Consider the following 16,887-nt stretch of genomic DNA (forward strand, 5'->3'; position numbering starts at 1 on the left):
CGTTGGCGGGCTGGCTGGCGTCGAGGACAGCGGGCAGCACTGCACTTACAGCACCATTCGCACCGTCTTGCGACACCTTCACTTGAGCACCTTCAGCCAGACCGAGTTCGGCCCACAGGGCTTGCGGCAGACTGGCCACAGGCGCCTTGGCATCAGCCGTGGTTTGCAGCGACTCAGCGCGGCGCACCAGGGCATCAGCGGCATAGATCGGCACATCGGCCAGACGCTCCAGACCACCGGTCGACGCGCTCAGGTTGATGGCAGCCGATGTGGCGTTGTTCAGCTTGGCAGGCAGTGCAGCCAGGTCACCCAGTGCACGCGCCTTGACCTCTTCCGACGTCTCGTAGGCGAAGCCTTCCAGACCCAGCATCGTGCCCAGCACGCGCAGCACCTTCCACGCAGGACGGGTGTCGCCCAGAGGCTTGACCACGCCGTGGAAGCTTTGCACGCGGCCTTCGGCATTAACGAAAGTGCCAGAGGTTTCGGAGAACGGGGCGATCGGCAGGATCACGTCAGCGTAATCAGTTGCAGCTGTCTTGAACGACGACAGCGCGATCACCATCTCGGCGCCCTGCACGGCTGCCATGGCAGCGCTTGGGTTGGCGGTGTCGAACTCGGGCTCGACGCCCATCAGCACCACAGCCTTCAGGTTTTTGCCAGCCAACATCTGGCCAGCGTTCAGGCCGCCTTGCTGAGGCTGTGCGCCCACCAGTTGCGCGCCGACCGAGTTGGCCGATTCGCTCAGGAAGCCCACTTTGGCGCCAGTTTGTGCGGCAATCCACTGCGCCAGCGCTTGCAGCGACGAGGCTTGTGGGTGTTGCACTGCAGCGTTGCCCAGCAGGATGGCCTTGTTCTGACCCGACAGCAGCGAAGCCGCAATCGCCTTGGCGGCATCCGTAGCGGTACCGTTGCAAGGGATCTCGACGTTGAGCTGGTTGGCCACGGCCACGGCCACGTCACCCAGGGCTTGCGCCCAGGCGCTCGGGGCCACGGTCACGCGTTGGCTCAATGGGATCAGCCAGTCGTCATTGGCACCACCGATGGCGGCAATCTGTGCACCACGCTTGGCAGCCTGACGCAGACGCGAGGCAAACAGCGGGTGATCCTTGCGCAGGAAGGAACCGACCACCAGCGCGCGGTCCAGCGTGGACAGCTCGGCGATCGGCAGACCCAGCCAGCGTGCGCCGGCACCGGTCGTGAAATCAGCTTGACGCAGACGGGTATCGACGTTGTCGGAACCCAGGCCACGCACCAGTTGGCCCAGCAGGAACAGTTCTTCAACCGTGCTGTGCTCGGTGGCCAGCGCGCCGATGGCGTTGGCACCGTGTTCGGTCTTGATGCCCTTCAAACCATTGGCCACGTATTCCAGGGCCACGGTCCAGTCGACTTCCTTCCACTGACCGCCCTGCTTGATCATGGGCTTGGTCAGGCGGGCGTCGCTGTTGAGCGCTTCGTAGCTGAAGCGGTCGCGGTCGGCGATCCAGCACTCGTTGACGTCTTCGTTTTCGAGCGGCACCACGCGCATCACCTTGCCGTTCTTCACTTGAACGATCAGGTTGGCGCCGGTGGAATCATGGGGCGACACGCTCTTGCGGCGCGACAGTTCCCAGGTACGGGCGCTGTAGCGGAAGGGCTTGCTGGTCAGGGCGCCGACCGGGCAGATGTCGATCATGTTGCCCGACAGTTCGGAGTCCACCGAGCGGCCGACGAAGGTCGCGATCTCGGAGTGCTCACCACGGTGCTGCATGCCCAGCTCCATCACGCCGGCAATCTCTTGCCCGAAGCGGACGCAGCGTGTGCACTGGATGCAGCGGCTCATTTCCTGCATCGAGATCAGCGGGCCGACTTCCTTGTGGAAGACCACGCGCTTTTCTTCCTGATAGCGGGAAGACGAACCGCCGTAACCGACGGACAAGTCCTGCAGTTGGCACTCGCCACCCTGGTCGCAGATCGGGCAATCCAGCGGGTGGTTGATGAGCAGAAACTCCATCACGCTCTGCTGAGCCTTGATGGCCTTCTCGCTCTTGGTGCGAACGATCATGCCTTGCGTGACCGGTGTGGCGCAAGCCGGCATGGGCTTGGGCGCCTTCTCGATGTCCACGAGGCACATGCGGCAGTTCGCCGCGATAGACAACTTCTTGTGATAGCAGAAGTGCGGAATGTAGGTGCCATTTTCTTCAGCAGCACGGATCACCATGCTGCCTTCCTGGCACTGGACTTTGCGTCCGTCGAGTTCGATTTCAATCATCGATTTTCCCGTCAGATGTAGGCCGGGACCATGCAGGTCTTGTGTTCGATGTGGTGCACGAACTCTTCGCGGTAGTGCTTGATGAAAGCACGCACCGGCATCGCAGCAGCATCACCCAGCGCACAGATGGTGCGGCCCTGGATGTTGTCGGCGACCGAGTTCAGCAGGTCGATGTCTTCCGGACGGCCCTTGCCGTTCTCGATGCGGTCCATCATGCGCCACAGCCAGCCCGTGCCTTCGCGGCAAGGCGTGCATTGACCACACGATTCGTGCATGTAGAAGTAGGACAGGCGCAACAGGCTCTTGACCATGCAGCGGGTCTCGTCCATCACGATGACAGCACCCGAGCCCAGCATCGAGCCGGCCTTGGCGATGGAGTCATAGTCCATCGTGCACTCCATCATGATGTGGGCAGGCAGCACCGGCATGGACGAACCACCAGGGATCACCGCCTTGAGCTTGCGGCCACCGCGCACGCCACCGGCCAATTCCAGCAGCTTGGCGAACGGCGTGCCCATGGGGATCTCGTAGTTGCCTGGACGCTCGACGTCACCGGAGATCGAGAACAGCTTGGTGCCGCCGTTATTGGGCTTGCCGGTGTTCAGGAACGCTTCGCCACCGTTGCGGATGATCCAGGGCACCGCAGCAAATGTCTCGGTGTTGTTGATCGTGGTGGGCTTGCCGTACAGACCAAAGCTGGCAGGGAAAGGCGGCTTGAAGCGGGGTTGCCCCTTCTTGCCTTCGATCGATTCCAGCAGCGCGGTTTCTTCGCCGCAGATGTAGGCGCCAAAACCATGGTGCGCGTGCAACTGGAACGTGAAGTCGCTGCCCATGATGTTGTTGCCGAGGTATCCGGCAGCACGGGCTTCTTCCAAGGCGGCCTCGAAGCGTTCGTACACCTCGAAGATTTCACCGTGGATGTAGTTGTAGCCCACCGTGATGCCCATCGCGTAAGCAGCGATGGCCATGCCTTCGATCACAGTATGCGGGTTGAAGCGCAGGATCTCGCGGTCCTTGCACGTGCCCGGTTCGCCTTCGTCGGAGTTGCACACCAGGTACTTCTGACCGGGGAAAGCGCGGGGCATGAAGCTCCACTTCAGACCGGTAGGGAAGCCGGCGCCGCCACGACCGCGCAAGGCAGACGCCTTGACCTCGGCAATGACCTGATCCTGCGTCATGCCAGGACCACCGTCCTTGCCCAGGATCTTGCGCAGGGCTGCGTAGCCGCCACGGGCTTCGTAGTCCTTCAGACCCCAGTTGTTGCCGTCGATGCCGGCGTAGATCTGGGGCTCGATGTGGCGGCCGTGGAAAACGGTTTCCTTGCCGGTCGCCTGGAATTTGGAAAGATCAAGCATCTTGTCCTGGCCTCACTTCGATTCGCTTGCGCTCTGTGCCTTGAGCGTGGACAGCAGATCGTCCAGACGCTCATTGCTCAGGTAGCTGACCATGTGACGGTCGTTGACCAGGGCAACGGGTGCATCGGCGCAAGCGCCCAGGCATTCCGATTGCTGCACGGTGAACACGCCATCTGCCGTGGTGCCGCCCATTTCAACGCCCAGGCGTTGACAGACGTGCTCCAGCGCCTTCTGGCCGTCGCGCAACTGGCAAGGCAGATTGGTGCACACAGCCAGCTTGAACTTGCCCACGGGCTGCTGGTTGTACATGTTGTAGAAGGTGGTGACTTCGTGCACGGCCATGGGGGCCACGCCGATGTAGTCGGCCACTTCCTGCTCGCTCTCTGGCGACACCCAGCCGCGTTCCTGCTGGATGATGGACAGACAGGCCATCACAGCGGAGATGCGCTGGTCAGCCGGGTACTTGGCGAGTTCGCGGTCGAAGCGCGCTTTGGTTTGTTCGCTCAACATGATTTAGGTCGCTCAGCGGTCGCTATCAACGGTCAATCTCACCGAACACGATGTCCATCGTGCCGATGATGGCCACGGCGTCAGCCAGCATGTGACCGCGGGACATTTCGTCCAGCGCAGCCAGGTGCGGGAAGCCAGGGGCACGGATCTTCAGGCGGTAAGGCTTGTTGGCGCCGTCGGAAGCCAGGTAGATGCCGAACTCGCCCTTGGGGTGTTCAACAGCCGCGTAAGCCTCGGATTCGGGCACGTGGAAGCCTTCGGTGAACAGCTTGAAGTGGTGGATCAGCTGTTCCATGGAGGACTTCATCTCGACGCGCGAAGGTGGTGCCACCTTGTGGTTGTCGGTGATGACAGGGCCTGGGTTGGCGCGCAGCCAGTCCACGCACTGCTTGATGATGCGGTTGGACTGACGCAGTTCTTCCACGCGGACCACATAACGGTCGTAGCAGTCGCCGTTAGTGCCAACGGGGATGTCGAAGTCCAGCTTGCTGTAGACATCGTAGGGCTGGTGCTTGCGCAGGTCCCACACGATGCCGGAACCACGCAGCATGGCACCGGTCAGGCCCATCTGCATGGCGCGCTCGGGCGACACCACACCGATGCCCACCGTACGCTGTTTCCAGATGCGGTTGTCGGTCAGCAGGGTTTCGTACTCGTCCACCAGCTTGGGGAAGCGTTGGGTGAAGTCGTCGATGAAGTCCAGCAGCGAGCCTTGACGGTTCTCGTTCATGCGAGCGATCGTCCTGGCGTTCTTGATCTTGCTGACCTTGTACTGCGGCATCGTGTCCGGCAGGTCACGGTAGACGCCGCCCGGACGGAAGTAAGCCGCGTGCATGCGCGCGCCGGACACGGCTTCGTACATGTCGAACAGGTCTTCACGCTCGCGGAAGCAGTAGATCAGGATGTTCATGGCGCCGCAGTCGAAACCGTGACAGCCCAACCACAGCAGGTGGTTCAGCACCCGGGTGATTTCAGAGAACATCACGCGGATGTACTGCGCGCGCTCAGGCACCTCGATGCCCAGCATCTTCTCGATGGCCAGGCAGTAGGCGTGCTCGTTGCACATCATGGACACGTAATCCAGTCGGTCCATATAGGGCAGCGACTGGATGTAGGTCTTGGATTCGGCCAGCTTTTCGGTGGCGCGGTGCAGCAGGCCGATGTGGGGGTCAGCGCGCTGGATGACTTCGCCGTCCAGCTCCAGCACCAGGCGCAGCACGCCGTGCGCGGCCGGGTGTTGCGGACCGAAGTTCAGGGTGTAGTTCTTGATTTCTGCCATGGCTCCAACCTCGACTTAGTGCAGGCCGCCGTAGTTATCTTCACGGATGATGCGCGGCGTGATCTCGCGCGTCTCGACTGTGACGGGCTGGTAGATCACACGCTTTTGCGCTTCGTCGTAACGCATTTCAACGTGGCCTGTGGTCGGGAAATCCTTGCGGAAAGGATGGCCGATGAAGCCGTAGTCGGTCAGGATGCGACGCAGGTCTTCGTGACCGTCGAACACGATGCCGTACAGGTCGAAAGCTTCGCGCTCGAACCAGTTGGCCGAGTTCCAGATGCCGTTGATGGACGCGACGATGGGGAAGTCGTCATCCGGCGCAAACACCTTCAGGCGCAGGCGCCAATTCTTGGTGATCGACAGCAGATGGCTCACGGCGCAGAAACGCGGGCCGTCCGAATAGATGCTGGGCGCACCATCCTTGTAAGCCGAGTAGTCCATGCCGCACAGATCCATCAGTTGCTCGAACTTCAGATCGGCGTGATCACGCAAGGTGCGGGCCACTTCAAGGTAATCGGCAGCCGACACTGTCAGGGTCAGCTCACCCCGGTCCTTGTCCAGGCGCTTGATCTTGTCGCCCAGCACGTTTTGCAGCGCGGCTTCCAGATTGGCGAGTTTTTGGGTCATTCGCGTGGCTCCTGATCAGCTGCGTGCAATGGTGTTTTCACGGCGGATCTTGGCCTGCAATTGCAGGATGCCGTAGAGCAGCGCTTCAGCCGTTGGAGGGCAGCCAGGCACATACACGTCCACCGGCACGATGCGGTCACAACCGCGCACCACCGAGTAGCTGTAGTGGTAGTAGCCACCACCGTTAGCGCACGAACCCATGGACAACACCCAACGGGGCTCAGCCATCTGGTCGTACACCTTGCGCAATGCAGGTGCCATCTTGTTGCACAAGGTGCCGGCCACGATCATCAGATCGGACTGACGAGGGCTGGGGCGGAACAACATGCCGAAACGGTCGATGTCATAGCGCGCCGCACCAGCGTGCATCATTTCAACGGCACAGCAGGCCAGACCGAATGTCATCGGCCACAGCGAACCGGTCTTGGACCAGTTGATCAGCGTGTCGGCCGAGGTGGTGATGAAGCCCTCTTTGAAGACGCCTTCGATACCCATATCAATTACCTCTTGAAGATTCCCGTGCGAAAAAGCTTGGCTGAAGACGAAGGATTACTCCCAGTCCAACGCGCCCTTCTTCCACTCGTAGGCGAAGCCCACAACCAGGATGCCCAGGAACAGCATGATGGCCAGGAAGCCGGTCATGCCCACTTCCTTGAGCGCCACAGCCCAGGGGAACAGGAATGCGATTTCCAGGTCGAACAAGATGAAGAGGATGGCCACCAGGTAATAGCGCACATCGAACTTCATGCGTGCGTCTTCGAAGGCTTCGAAACCGCACTCGTAAGGGGAATTCTTGGCCTCATCAGGGCGACGAGGGCCCAGCAGAAAACCAAGTGCTTGTGGCGCAACGCCAACACCTACGCCAACCAGGATGAAAAGGATGACAGGCAAATATTGCTCAATGTTCATGGCCAAGGGCTTTCAGAACGAACAAGACGCGTGATTGAACCACACAGACAAAACAAAAAGCGCGCCAGGTATGCAATCAATCAGGTTTGAATCTGAACTGACAGCATCCACAGCGCGCCCACCGGAGGACTTCGTACTGCTGAACCCACCCAACGGAAGGCAGCTTTCACATCCTTCATGCTCAGCCTGGAAAAAACAACCGATGCTGATCATGGGATTGGCACAAAGACTCGTTTGAAATCTTATGGTGCCGACGGCGAGACTCGAACTCGCACAGCTTTCGCCACTACCCCCTCAAGATAGCGTGTCTACCAATTTCACCACGTCGGCAAGTGGGGCGTTAACCCCGCTCATTTATTTGCTTCGGATTGCTTGAGGATGGCTCACCGAAGCCTCTTATTCTAAACCGAAAAACTGTCGCGATTTCGTCACTTGTTCGGAATCAACGCAGCGCCGGATGCAGGAACCGCCGCAGCAGACGCCGAAGCCGCTGCACTGGCCGCCTGTTCCAGCACGCTGGATTGCTCCGACGCGCTGGCACGATGGTTGCCAAAATATGCCAGACCCAGCGTGCACGAGAAGAACACCGCAGCGGCCACAGCCGTCGAGCGCGACAGGAAGTTGGCACTGCCGGTTGCGCCAAAGAGGCTGCCCGACGCACCACTACCGAAAGAGGCACCCATGTCAGCACCCTTGCCGTGTTGCACCAGCACCAGACCGATCATGGTCAGGGCCGATACGACCTGGAGCAAAAGCACCACCGTCATCAAAGCTTGTTGCATGAAAGAAAACTCCTAGATCTCTTAATCCAGTCAAAACTTCAGGCTGCGCGAGCAATCGCCGCGAAATCCGAAGCCTTGAGTGATGCGCCACCAATGAGGCCGCCATCGATATCAGCTTGCGAGAACAACTCAGCCGCGTTATCCGGCTTGACGCTGCCGCCGTACAGCAAAGGCACCTTGGCCGCATCAGGTTGAGCCGCCTTGAGTTGAGCACGCAAAAAAGCGTGCACAGCCTGAGCCTGCTCAGGTGAAGCGGTCTTGCCCGTGCCAATGGCCCAGACTGGCTCGTAAGCCAGCACGATCTGGGCGAGTTGCACGCCCAGCGTGTCGATCACAGCCTTCAACTGACGCGCCACCACGGCCTCGGTCTGCCCCGCCTCGCGCTCGGCCAGCGTTTCGCCGACACACACGATGGGGATCAGGCCGTGCGACAGCGCAGCCTTGGCCTTGTCGGCGACAAGCTGGTCGCTCTCAAGATGGTAGCTACGACGCTCCGAGTGCCCCACGATGGCGTACTTCGCACCGAACTCGCGCACCATCGGGCCCGAGACCTCACCCGTGAAAGCGCCTTGCGCCTGCACGGACAGGTCCTGAGGACCGAAGGCGATGGACGAGCCCTTGAGCAGCTCGGCCACATCGGCCAGAAACACCACAGGCGGGCACACTGCCACGTCAGCCTTGGGTGCCGTGGCAGCCAGATCGGCCGCCAGCAGACCCTTGATCAACTCGGCATTGGATGCACGCGAACCGTGCATCTTCCAGTTACCAACAACCAGCTTCTTCATGGCTCAAATCACTGTTGCTGTTGCTGCTGGGCCTGGCCTTCAGCCTCGCCACCTTGAGCACCAAACTCTTGCTCTGCACGAGGCGCACGGTCGCTGCGATCGCCACGGTCACCGCGATCACGACCACCACGGTCGCCGCGGTCACGGCCACCACGGTCACCGCGTGGGCCACGGTCGCCGCGATCACCACGCTCTTCGCGCTCAGGCATACCTTCAGGACGCTCCAGCAAGGCCTTCATGGACAGCTTGATGCGGCCCTTCTCGTCTGTTTCCAGAACCTTGACCTTGACGATCTGGCCTTCCTTCAGATAGTCGCCCACGTTTTCGACACGCTCGTGCGCGATCTGGCTGATGTGCAGCAGACCATCCTTGCCAGGCAGCAGGTTCACCAGGGCACCGAAGTCGAACAGCTTGGTGACGGCACCTTCGTAGGTAGCACCGATTTCGACCTCAGCGGTGATTTCGTTGATGCGCTTGATGGCGAAGTTGGCCTTCTCGGCATCGGTCGAAGCCACAGTGATGACACCGTCTTCAGCGATGTTGATCTGGCAGCCGGTTTCTTCACACAGACCACGGATGGTGGCGCCGCCCTTGCCGATCACGTCACGGATCTTCTCGGGGTTGATCTTCAGGGTGTACAGGCGAGGAGCGAACTCGGAGACTTCCGTGTTGGCCGAGCCCATGGCTTCCACCATCTTGCCCAGGATGTGCAGACGAGCTTCCTTGGCCTGAGCCAGCGCGACCTGCATGATTTCCTTGGTGATGCCCTGGATCTTGATGTCCATCTGCAGGGCCGTGATACCGGAAGTGGTACCGGCCACCTTGAAGTCCATGTCACCCAGGTGATCTTCGTCGCCCAGGATGTCGGTCAGCACAGCGAACTTGTTGCCTTCCTTGATCAGACCCATGGCGATACCAGCCACGTGCGCCTTCATGGGCACGCCGGCGTCCATCATGGCCAGGCAGCCACCGCAGACGGACGCCATCGACGAGGAGCCGTTGGACTCGGTGATTTCAGAGACCACACGCACGGTGTAGGCGAACTCCTCCTTCGGAGGCAGCAGGGGCACCAAGGAACGCTTGGCCAGACGGCCGTGGCCGATTTCGCGGCGCTTGGGCGTACCGACACGGCCCGTTTCGCCCGTGGCGAACGGAGGCATGTTGTAGTGGAACAGGAAGGTGTCGCGGTAGTCGCCGGTCAGCGCGTCAATGCGCTGCGAATCCTGCTCGGTGCCCAGCGTGGCGATGACCAGTGCCTGGGTTTCGCCACGTGTGAACAGTGCCGAGCCGTGAACGCGAGGCAGCACGCCAGTGCGGATTTCGATGGGGCGCACAGTGCGGGTGTCGCGACCGTCAATGCGAGGCTCGCCAGCCAGAATCTGGCTGCGCACGATCTTGGCTTCGATATCGAACAGCAGGCCTTCGACCTTGACACCGTCAAACGCGATGCCTTCAGCCGTCAGAGCGGCCTTGACTTCAGCGTAAGCAGCACGGCAGGCTTGCGTACGAGCTTGCTTGGAGCGGATCTGGTAAGCGGCGCGCAGCTTCTCTTCAGCCAAAGCATTGACCTTGCCGATGAAGTCTTCGTCCTTGGCAGGAGGCTGCCAGTCCCATGCTGGCTTGCCTGCGTCGCGCACCAGTTCATGGATGGCGGCGATGGCGATGTTGCCTTGCTCGTGACCGAACACCACACCACCCAACATCACGTCTTCAGACAACTGGTCGGCTTCGGATTCGACCATCAGCACGGCCGTTTCGGTACCAGCCACGATCAGGTCCATCTTGGACTCGGTCAGTTGCGCAATGCTCGGGTTGAGCACGTATTCGCCGTTGATGTAACCCACGCGGGCCGCACCAATGGGGCCGCTGAACGGAATGCCCGAGATCGACAGCGCAGCGCTGGAAGCGATCATGGCAGCGATGTCCGACGAGACTTCGGGGTTCAAGGACACCACGTGGATGACCAGTTGAACTTCGTTGTAGAAGCCTTCAGGGAACAGGGGGCGGATCGGACGGTCGATCAGACGCGAGGTCAGTGTTTCGTGCTCGGAAGGCTTGGCTTCGCGCTTGAAGAAGCTGCCTGGGATCTTGCCGGCCGCGTATGTCTTCTCGATGTAGTCAACGGTCAGGGGGAAGAAGTCCTGGCCAGCCTTGGCAACCTTGGCGCACACCACAGTGGCCAGCACCACGGTGCCTTCGATGTCGACGAGCACGGCGCCAGAGGCCTGACGGGCGATCTCGCCCGTTTCCATCGTGACGGAGTGGTTGCCCCACTGGAAGGTCTTGGTGACTTTGTTGAACATGGTCATGAAGTGATCTCCGGTTTATGTGTCGGCGCCCAGCCTTGCAGCAAGGCGCCCTTCGGTTATGCCGTCACTCAGTCGCGATGCCATTCCAACGGGCCTGACGAGGACTCAACCCCGTTGGAATGACACAGCGTTCGCTTGTCGAGTGTCTGGCTTTTAAAAAACAAAAAGCCTGTGCTGGAGGAAACCAGACAGGCTTTTCGTTGTCATGCGGTGCTTACTTACGCAGGCCCAGCTTGGCGATCAGTGCAGCGTAGCGGCTGAAGTCCTTGTCCTTCAGGTAGTCCAGCAGCTTGCGACGACGGCTGACCATGCGCAGCAGGCCGCGACGACCGTGGTGGTCCTTCTTGTTGGCCTTGAAGTGAGGGGTCAGTTCGTTGATGCGGGTGGTCAGCAGGGCCACTTGCACTTCAGGAGAACCTGTGTCGTTAGCGGAACGGGCGTTGTCCTTGATGATGGCTGCGGTGTTGATGTCTGCGACGGACATGGTGTTTCCTGTAAAACAGATGCAGGCCGTTGGCGCAAACCGAGCCCAATCAATGAGAACCCAGCGCCTTCGGTTTCTGCGATGAACTTGCGACGCCGGGTGAAACCAACCCAGGTCGTGCGAAATTGCCACCCCATTCAGAGCAGCAAGCCAAAGAGTATAGCAAAAATCTCAGATGGCGGACAGATCCCAGCGAGGCTTGACGTCGAACGTCGGCTCGGTGGTCAAATTGGCCTGACCGGCCTGCAGACGCATGGCGGCCGCCAGGGCGATCATGGCGCCGTTGTCCGTGCACAGATGCAACTCAGGGTAGTGAACGCGGATGCCCCGTTTGGCGCAGGACCTGTCTAGTTGCTCACGCAAGAGCTTGTTGGCCCCCACCCCCCCGGCCACCACCACCCGCTTGAGTCCGGTTGACTTCAAGGCCGCCAGCGATTTTTTGACCAGCACTTCGACAATGGCCGTCTGAGTGGACGCCGCCAGATCGGCCAGCACGGGCGCATTGGCCGGATCGGCAAGTTGGTCGGCTTGATCGAGCCACCCCAGACGCACCAGATGCGTGCGCACCGCCGTTTTCAGTCCTGCAAAAGAAAAATCCAGATTGCCGGAGTGCAGCATGGGCCTGGGCAGATCAAAAGCACCCGGGTTGCCGGATGAGGCCAACCTGGAGAGATGTGGCCCACCCGGATAAGGCAAGCCCATCAGCTTGGCCGATTTATCAAAAGCCTCGCCCGCCGCGTCATCCACCGTTTCGCCAAGCAACTCGTAGCGCCCCACCCCATCTACACGCATCAACTGGGTATGCCCACCGGATACCAGCAGCGCCACAAAGGGGAATTCGGGTGGGTCAGCCGACAGGAACGGCGACAGGAGGTGCCCCTCCAGGTGGTGCACACCCAACAATGGCTTGCTCAAGGCGGCCCCCAACGCACAGGCCACGCCAGCCCCCACCAACAAGGCGCCCGCCAGCCCCGGCCCACGCGTATAGGCCACGACATCGACGTCAGCCATGCACTTGCCCGACTCGCTCAACACCTGGCGCGCCAACGGCACCACCCGGCGAATGTGATCACGGGAAGCCAGTTCGGGCACCACCCCACCATAGGCTTGATGCATGTCGATCTGGCTGTGAAGGGCGTGGGACAACAGTCTGGGCGCACCGGTCTGCGGCAAAGCCACGAGGGCCAGCCCTGTTTCATCACAGGACGACTCGATACCCAGGATCAATCTTTCAGACATCCCTCAAGTGTAGGCGCCCTGCGAGCCGTCATGGCTGCAAGGCGCCACATCAGGAATCAGCGCCTCAGGCTGTGGGAACGCCAAGCCAGAATGGCTGCGCCACCTGCTGATTCTGTGCAATCAAGCCTGCCACAGCGCCTGGCGCCAGCCCGGAAGGCAACGCCCCCCCGCCAAATGAGGAGGCCATGGCCGCAATCAAGGCATCAACTTGCCCATGATCCAGACTGGCACCGCCCGCCGTGATGGTTTCAACCTGTGCGCCAGCGGGCGCAAACCAAGCATCCACAGTGACACCCTGATGCGCATCCAGGGGCAACCCACCCGCATCAAGGACCTGCACCAGCAAGTCATCCCCGTGACGGCTGAAAAACAGCTGGCTGTAGTTGATCCCGCCCTGGAACGCCAGAACATCCGCACCTGGCCCCTCTTCCTGAATGTGCACCTGACCATCTCGCGGCCTGTAGAGATAGGTGTCATCACCCTGTCCACCAACCAGGGTATCGGCCAGATCGGCGCTCTGGTTTTGACCGCCCCACAGCGTGTCATTGCCACTCATGCCGTACAGCGTGTTGGCTTGCCCATTGCCATTGAGCACATTGTTGTCGGACGTCCCGCGCACATTGACGGCTGCATTGCCCAGCAGATCGAAGTTCTCGATCGTGTGCCAGTAGTCCAGAACGACATCGGCCGTCGCGGCGTAGCGGATGGTATCGACACCACCATCAGCGGATTCAATGACGCGATCGGCCATGGAATCGATGGTGTAAATGTCATCACCAAAGCCGCCGACCAGGGTGTCGTTACCCAAGCCGCCGTCAAGTTCGTCAGCCGCATCGCCGCCACGGATGTAGTTGTCCAGATCATTACCCGTGACGCTGGCCTGCCAGGTCACGAACAGCGCCTCCACGTTGGCGGCCATCGTGTACGTGCCCTGGTTGAGGACGATCGTGTCGTAGCCTTCACCAGCCTGCTCCACCACCTGCACGCTGGTGTTGTCCAGCAGATAGGTGTCATCACCTGTGCCACCGATCAGCACATCTGCCGCACCGTAGTCGGCTTCGTTGTCCATCGCACCGGCCAGGGTGTCATTGCCACCGTAGCCATAGATCTTGTTGGTGCCAGCATTCGTGCCGCGCAGATCATTGGCCGCATCCGTGCCCTTGATGGACCAGTTGCCTGAGCCAGTCAGCGTGAGGTTCTCGACGTTGGCGATCTTGGCCAGATCAACATCGCCCTCCACCCCGTAGAGGACGGTATCTGTGCCGCCATTGACGCCCTCGGTCACCACATCGCTAGTGAGATTGACCACATAGGTGTCATTGCCCGCGCCACCGACCATGGTGTCGATGCCTGCCCCGCCATCCAGGTAATCGTTACCGGCACCGCCACGCAGCAGGTCACGCCCTGTGCCGCCATACAAGACGTCCTCTCCATCACCGCCATCCAGCGTGTCATTGCCGTCATAGCCATACAGGGTGTCATCACCACCGTAGCCATACAGGGTGTTGGCCGATGCATTGCCCCACAGCGCATTGGCTGCGGCAGAGCCATCTGCGCGCAAGGCAGCCCCCGTCAGCACGACGTTTTCGACGTTGGCATAGCTTGCCTTGCGCAGATCCACATTGAACGCGGCCTGCACGGTATCGATGCCCTCGTCAGCCAACTCAACCACGACATCGCCCGTACCGCTCAGAATGTAAAGATCGTTTCCTCGCCCACCCACCAGTTTGTCGCTGCCCAGACCTCCATCCAGCGTGTCGTCACCGTCGTAACCGTAGAGCGTGTCCGCCAAAATGGACTTCGACACCAGCGCGTCATTGCCCGATGTCCCTTTGAGAATGGCCATGTTGAATCCCTCAGTTGGAAGTGGAGATGTCCGGACGCCGGTCTTGCATGAACCTGATCGCATGCGCCCACTTTTCGCATGACGATATCAAGGCGTCAGGCGAACTTTAAGATGCGAAAGGTCACATCTTGAGTAGGACAAGCACTTGCTCCTGACCTGGATTGGGTGATAGCCAACAGGTCTCGACGCGATTTGCCTCGGCTGCGTGAACCAGCAGGCGTATTTGTTGCATGATCCCGCCCATGAGCCTTCAAGCGCAGCAGCTTCGTGTTGTCATCGTCCTGCCCGTCACCGTGTCCATCGAGCCCGATGATGACGAGGTGGCCGAGGTCGAGCGCACGCGCATCCTGCGCATCGCGCTGCTGGAGGCGGGCTACAACGTGGTGGCCACACTGCCGGGCGATCGATTCCTGCCCGACAGGCTGGCCCAGATTCAGCCAGACATGGTGGTGGTCGATGCCGAATCGCAGGGCCGCGACATCCTGGAGCACGTTGTGATGGCCACGCGAGACGAGCGTCGCCCCATCGTCATGTTCACGGACGACGAGGACACCAGTTATCTGCGCAAGGCCATCGCGGCCGGCGTTTCAGCCTACGTCGTGGCGGGCACGCCTGCAGAGCACATCAAGCCCGTGCTGGACGTGGCCATGGCGCGCTTCGAACATGAAGAAAAGCTGCGCAATGAACTGGCCGATGCGCGCAACCAGTTGGAAGAGCGCAAGGTCATCGACCGCGCCAAGGGCCTGCTCATGACCCGCCAGGGCCTGAGTGAACAAGAGGCCTATGCGCGCTTGCGCAAGGCGGCAATGGACAAGGGCATCAAGTTGGCCGAAGTGGCCCAACGCCTGATCGACGCGGCCGACCTGCTGGGCTGAAGCCCGGCCCCAAGCCTGTGCATCCAGGCTGGCACACCATTTGCATTACCTGAGTCAAGCAAAGTCAACGGCGACTTTGCGTGCCTTGAGGCCCAACGATGGGCTTCGAGCTTCCGACAAAGGTGTCATCGAAACGTGAGTCTGTCCTTGTGATGGATACGCGTGACGACGGCACCTTTTTTGTTTTTCAACAGGAAAGCTTTGCACCATGAACTCGCAGGATCTGAAAATGACCCGCCGCTCCATCTTGAAATCCGCAGCCGCCGCCAGTGCCGTCGGGGTTGTGCCTGGTCTCCAATCTGCTGTCTGGGCCGCGGGCTCCGACAAGCCTGAACTGGAAGAGGTCAAGATTGGCTTCATCCCGCTGACCGATTGCGCCTCCATCGTGATGGCCTCGGTATTGGGCTTTGATAAAAAGTACGGTATCAAGATCGTGCCCTCCAAGGAAGCATCCTGGGCGGGCGTGCGAGACAAATTGGTGAACGGCGACCTGCACATGGCGCACGTGCTGTACGGCCTGATCTACGGCGTACAGATGGGTATCGGTGGACCCAAGAAAGACATGGCCGTACTGATGAGCCTGAACAACAACGGCCAGGCCATCACACTGTCCAAGAAGGTGGCAGATGCAGGCGGCGTGGATGGCGCATCGCTGGCCACCTTGATGAACAAGGAAAAGCGCGACTACACCTTTGCGCAGACCTTCCCCACCGGCACACACGCCATGTGGCTGTATTACTGGCTGGCCTCTTACGGCATCAATCCGATGAAGGATGCCAAGGTCATCACCGTGCCACCTCCTCAAATGGTGGCCAATATGCGCGTGGGCAACATGGACGGCTACTGCGTGGGCGAGCCCTGGGGACACCGCGCCATCGTGGACGGCATCGGCATCACGGCCGTCACCACGCAGGACATCTGGCAGGATCACCCCGAAAAGGTGCTGGGCTGCACGGATGAGTTCACCAAGAAGTACCCCAACACCGCACGCGCCGTGATCATGGCCGTGCTGGAAGCCAGCCGGTGGATCGATGCCGGCTTGCAGAACAAGCTGAAGATGGCCGAAACCATCGCCGCCAAGTCCTATGTGAACACAGGCGTCGAAGCCATCAACCAACGGATTCTGGGTCGCTACCAGAACGGCCTGGGCAAGACCTGGGACGACCCCAACCACATGAAGTTCTTCAACGACGGCAAGGTGAACATGCCTTACCTGTCTGATGGCATGTGGTTCCTGACCCAGCACAAGCGCTGGGGTTTGCTGAAAGACCACCCGGACTATCTGGCCATTGCCAAGCAGGTCAACAAGATTGATCTGTACAAGCAGGCAGCCAGCGCCATGGGTGTGACCGTACCGAAGGATGTGATGCGCACCAGCAAGTTGATCGACGGCACTGTATGGGATGGCAAGGATCCCAAGAAGTACGCCGACAGCTTCAAGGTCAAGGCCTGACCCTCTTCACCAAGAGACCAGGCACCAGGTTTGTGCAACCTGCCCGATTCGTAGTCTGAATTTTCGAGTTTCGCCAAAGAAACCAACTGAGTCCCGCTGAGACCGGCCCGATGGGGTGCCCTTGATGCCCCCACTGGCCACTTTTTTGCAGACACACCGAATCGGGCAGGCCCTGCGCTTCGCTCA

General features: G+C 60.4%; 15 protein-coding genes and 1 tRNA gene. 2 read left to right on the plus strand and 14 right to left on the minus strand.

Annotated features, from left to right (window positions below; genetic code table 11):
* From nuoG to EPO09_RS03325, 14 genes are all read right to left on the minus strand, one after another.
* The coding region (nuoG, locus tag EPO09_RS03260) for an NADH-quinone oxidoreductase subunit NuoG (protein ID WP_290640095.1) at positions 1–2,248 on the minus strand (2,248 nt) is incomplete at its 3' end.
* A gap of 11 nt (positions 2,249–2,259) precedes the next feature.
* Complete coding sequence (gene nuoF, locus EPO09_RS03265; RefSeq protein ID WP_290640097.1) at positions 2,260–3,603, minus strand: NADH-quinone oxidoreductase subunit NuoF; 1,344 nt, start codon at positions 3,601–3,603, stop codon at positions 2,260–2,262.
* Between the two features lie 12 nt (positions 3,604–3,615).
* Positions 3,616–4,113 carry an NADH-quinone oxidoreductase subunit NuoE gene (nuoE, locus tag EPO09_RS03270; protein WP_290640099.1) on the minus strand — a complete coding sequence of 166 codons (498 nt, stop codon included), beginning with the start codon at positions 4,111–4,113 and terminating at the stop codon, positions 3,616–3,618.
* A gap of 25 nt (positions 4,114–4,138) precedes the next feature.
* A complete protein-coding gene (locus EPO09_RS03275) occupies positions 4,139–5,392 on the minus strand; it encodes an NADH-quinone oxidoreductase subunit D (RefSeq protein ID WP_290640102.1) in 1,254 nt (417 codons plus the stop codon).
* Between the two features lie 15 nt (positions 5,393–5,407).
* Positions 5,408–6,019 (minus strand): NADH-quinone oxidoreductase subunit C, encoded by a 612-nt coding sequence (locus tag EPO09_RS03280; RefSeq protein ID WP_290640104.1) that lies wholly within the window; start codon positions 6,017–6,019, stop codon positions 5,408–5,410.
* Between the two features lie 15 nt (positions 6,020–6,034).
* Positions 6,035–6,514: an NADH-quinone oxidoreductase subunit B family protein gene (locus tag EPO09_RS03285; protein WP_290640106.1), complete on the minus strand. Its 480-nt coding sequence runs from the start codon at positions 6,512–6,514 to the stop codon at positions 6,035–6,037.
* Between the two features lie 54 nt (positions 6,515–6,568).
* Positions 6,569–6,928 (minus strand): NADH-quinone oxidoreductase subunit A, encoded by a 360-nt coding sequence (locus EPO09_RS03290; protein WP_290640108.1) that lies wholly within the window; start codon positions 6,926–6,928, stop codon positions 6,569–6,571.
* 245 nt (positions 6,929–7,173) lie between these two features.
* Positions 7,174–7,258, minus strand: a tRNA-Leu gene (locus tag EPO09_RS03295).
* 98 nt (positions 7,259–7,356) lie between these two features.
* Positions 7,357–7,710, minus strand: coding sequence for a preprotein translocase subunit SecG (gene secG, locus EPO09_RS03300; RefSeq protein ID WP_290640110.1), 354 nt, complete (start codon positions 7,708–7,710; stop codon positions 7,357–7,359).
* Between the two features lie 38 nt (positions 7,711–7,748).
* The gene (tpiA, locus tag EPO09_RS03305; RefSeq protein WP_290640112.1) at positions 7,749–8,495 is read right to left on the minus strand and encodes a triose-phosphate isomerase; all 747 of its coding nucleotides are present in this window, start codon (positions 8,493–8,495) and stop codon (positions 7,749–7,751) included.
* 8 nt (positions 8,496–8,503) lie between these two features.
* Positions 8,504–10,804, minus strand: a complete 2,301-nt coding sequence (gene pnp / locus EPO09_RS03310) for a polyribonucleotide nucleotidyltransferase (protein WP_290640114.1) — start codon at positions 10,802–10,804, stop codon at positions 8,504–8,506.
* Between the two features lie 214 nt (positions 10,805–11,018).
* Positions 11,019–11,288, minus strand: a complete 270-nt coding sequence (gene rpsO, locus EPO09_RS03315; protein WP_290640116.1) for a 30S ribosomal protein S15 — start codon at positions 11,286–11,288, stop codon at positions 11,019–11,021.
* A 171-nt stretch (positions 11,289–11,459) separates the two neighbouring features.
* Complete coding sequence (tsaD, locus tag EPO09_RS03320; protein ID WP_290640118.1) at positions 11,460–12,527, minus strand: tRNA (adenosine(37)-N6)-threonylcarbamoyltransferase complex transferase subunit TsaD; 1,068 nt, start codon at positions 12,525–12,527, stop codon at positions 11,460–11,462.
* A 64-nt stretch (positions 12,528–12,591) separates the two neighbouring features.
* Positions 12,592–14,373 (minus strand): calcium-binding protein, encoded by a 1,782-nt coding sequence (locus tag EPO09_RS03325; RefSeq protein WP_290640120.1) that lies wholly within the window; start codon positions 14,371–14,373, stop codon positions 12,592–12,594.
* Between the two features lie 242 nt (positions 14,374–14,615).
* On the opposite strand from EPO09_RS03325, the gene EPO09_RS03330 reads away from it, so the two are divergent.
* Complete coding sequence (locus EPO09_RS03330; protein ID WP_290640122.1) at positions 14,616–15,248, plus strand: ANTAR domain-containing response regulator; 633 nt, start codon at positions 14,616–14,618, stop codon at positions 15,246–15,248.
* A 208-nt stretch (positions 15,249–15,456) separates the two neighbouring features.
* The gene (locus tag EPO09_RS03335; RefSeq protein WP_290640123.1) at positions 15,457–16,701 is read left to right on the plus strand and encodes a CmpA/NrtA family ABC transporter substrate-binding protein; all 1,245 of its coding nucleotides are present in this window, start codon (positions 15,457–15,459) and stop codon (positions 16,699–16,701) included.
* Positions 16,702–16,887 lie beyond the last annotated feature (186 nt).

It is taken from the genome of Aquabacterium sp. (assembly GCF_004297345.1).
Lineage (GTDB): Bacteria > Pseudomonadota > Gammaproteobacteria > Burkholderiales > Burkholderiaceae_C > Aquabacterium.

Excerpts from the sequence above, each read along its gene's own strand:
- EPO09_RS03330 (WP_290640122.1), top strand. The coding sequence starts at position 14,616 with ATGAGCCTTCAAGCGCAGCAGCTTCGTGTTGTCATCGTCCTGCCCGTC.
- rpsO (WP_290640116.1), bottom strand. The coding sequence starts at position 11,288 with ATGTCCGTCGCAGACATCAACACCGCAGCCATCATCAAGGACAACGCC.
- pnp (WP_290640114.1), bottom strand. The coding sequence starts at position 10,804 with ATGACCATGTTCAACAAAGTCACCAAGACCTTCCAGTGGGGCAACCAC.
- secG (WP_290640110.1), bottom strand. The coding sequence starts at position 7,710 with ATGCAACAAGCTTTGATGACGGTGGTGCTTTTGCTCCAGGTCGTATCG.
- EPO09_RS03285 (WP_290640106.1), bottom strand. The coding sequence starts at position 6,514 with ATGGGTATCGAAGGCGTCTTCAAAGAGGGCTTCATCACCACCTCGGCC.
- tsaD (WP_290640118.1), bottom strand. The coding sequence starts at position 12,527 with ATGTCTGAAAGATTGATCCTGGGTATCGAGTCGTCCTGTGATGAAACA.
- EPO09_RS03335 (WP_290640123.1), top strand. The coding sequence starts at position 15,457 with ATGAACTCGCAGGATCTGAAAATGACCCGCCGCTCCATCTTGAAATCC.
- nuoE (WP_290640099.1), bottom strand. The coding sequence starts at position 4,113 with ATGTTGAGCGAACAAACCAAAGCGCGCTTCGACCGCGAACTCGCCAAG.
- EPO09_RS03325 (WP_290640120.1), bottom strand. The coding sequence starts at position 14,373 with ATGGCCATTCTCAAAGGGACATCGGGCAATGACGCGCTGGTGTCGAAG.
- EPO09_RS03290 (WP_290640108.1), bottom strand. The coding sequence starts at position 6,928 with ATGAACATTGAGCAATATTTGCCTGTCATCCTTTTCATCCTGGTTGGC.
- EPO09_RS03275 (WP_290640102.1), bottom strand. The coding sequence starts at position 5,392 with ATGGCAGAAATCAAGAACTACACCCTGAACTTCGGTCCGCAACACCCG.
- nuoF (WP_290640097.1), bottom strand. The coding sequence starts at position 3,603 with ATGCTTGATCTTTCCAAATTCCAGGCGACCGGCAAGGAAACCGTTTTC.
- tpiA (WP_290640112.1), bottom strand. The coding sequence starts at position 8,495 with ATGAAGAAGCTGGTTGTTGGTAACTGGAAGATGCACGGTTCGCGTGCA.
- EPO09_RS03280 (WP_290640104.1), bottom strand. The coding sequence starts at position 6,019 with ATGACCCAAAAACTCGCCAATCTGGAAGCCGCGCTGCAAAACGTGCTG.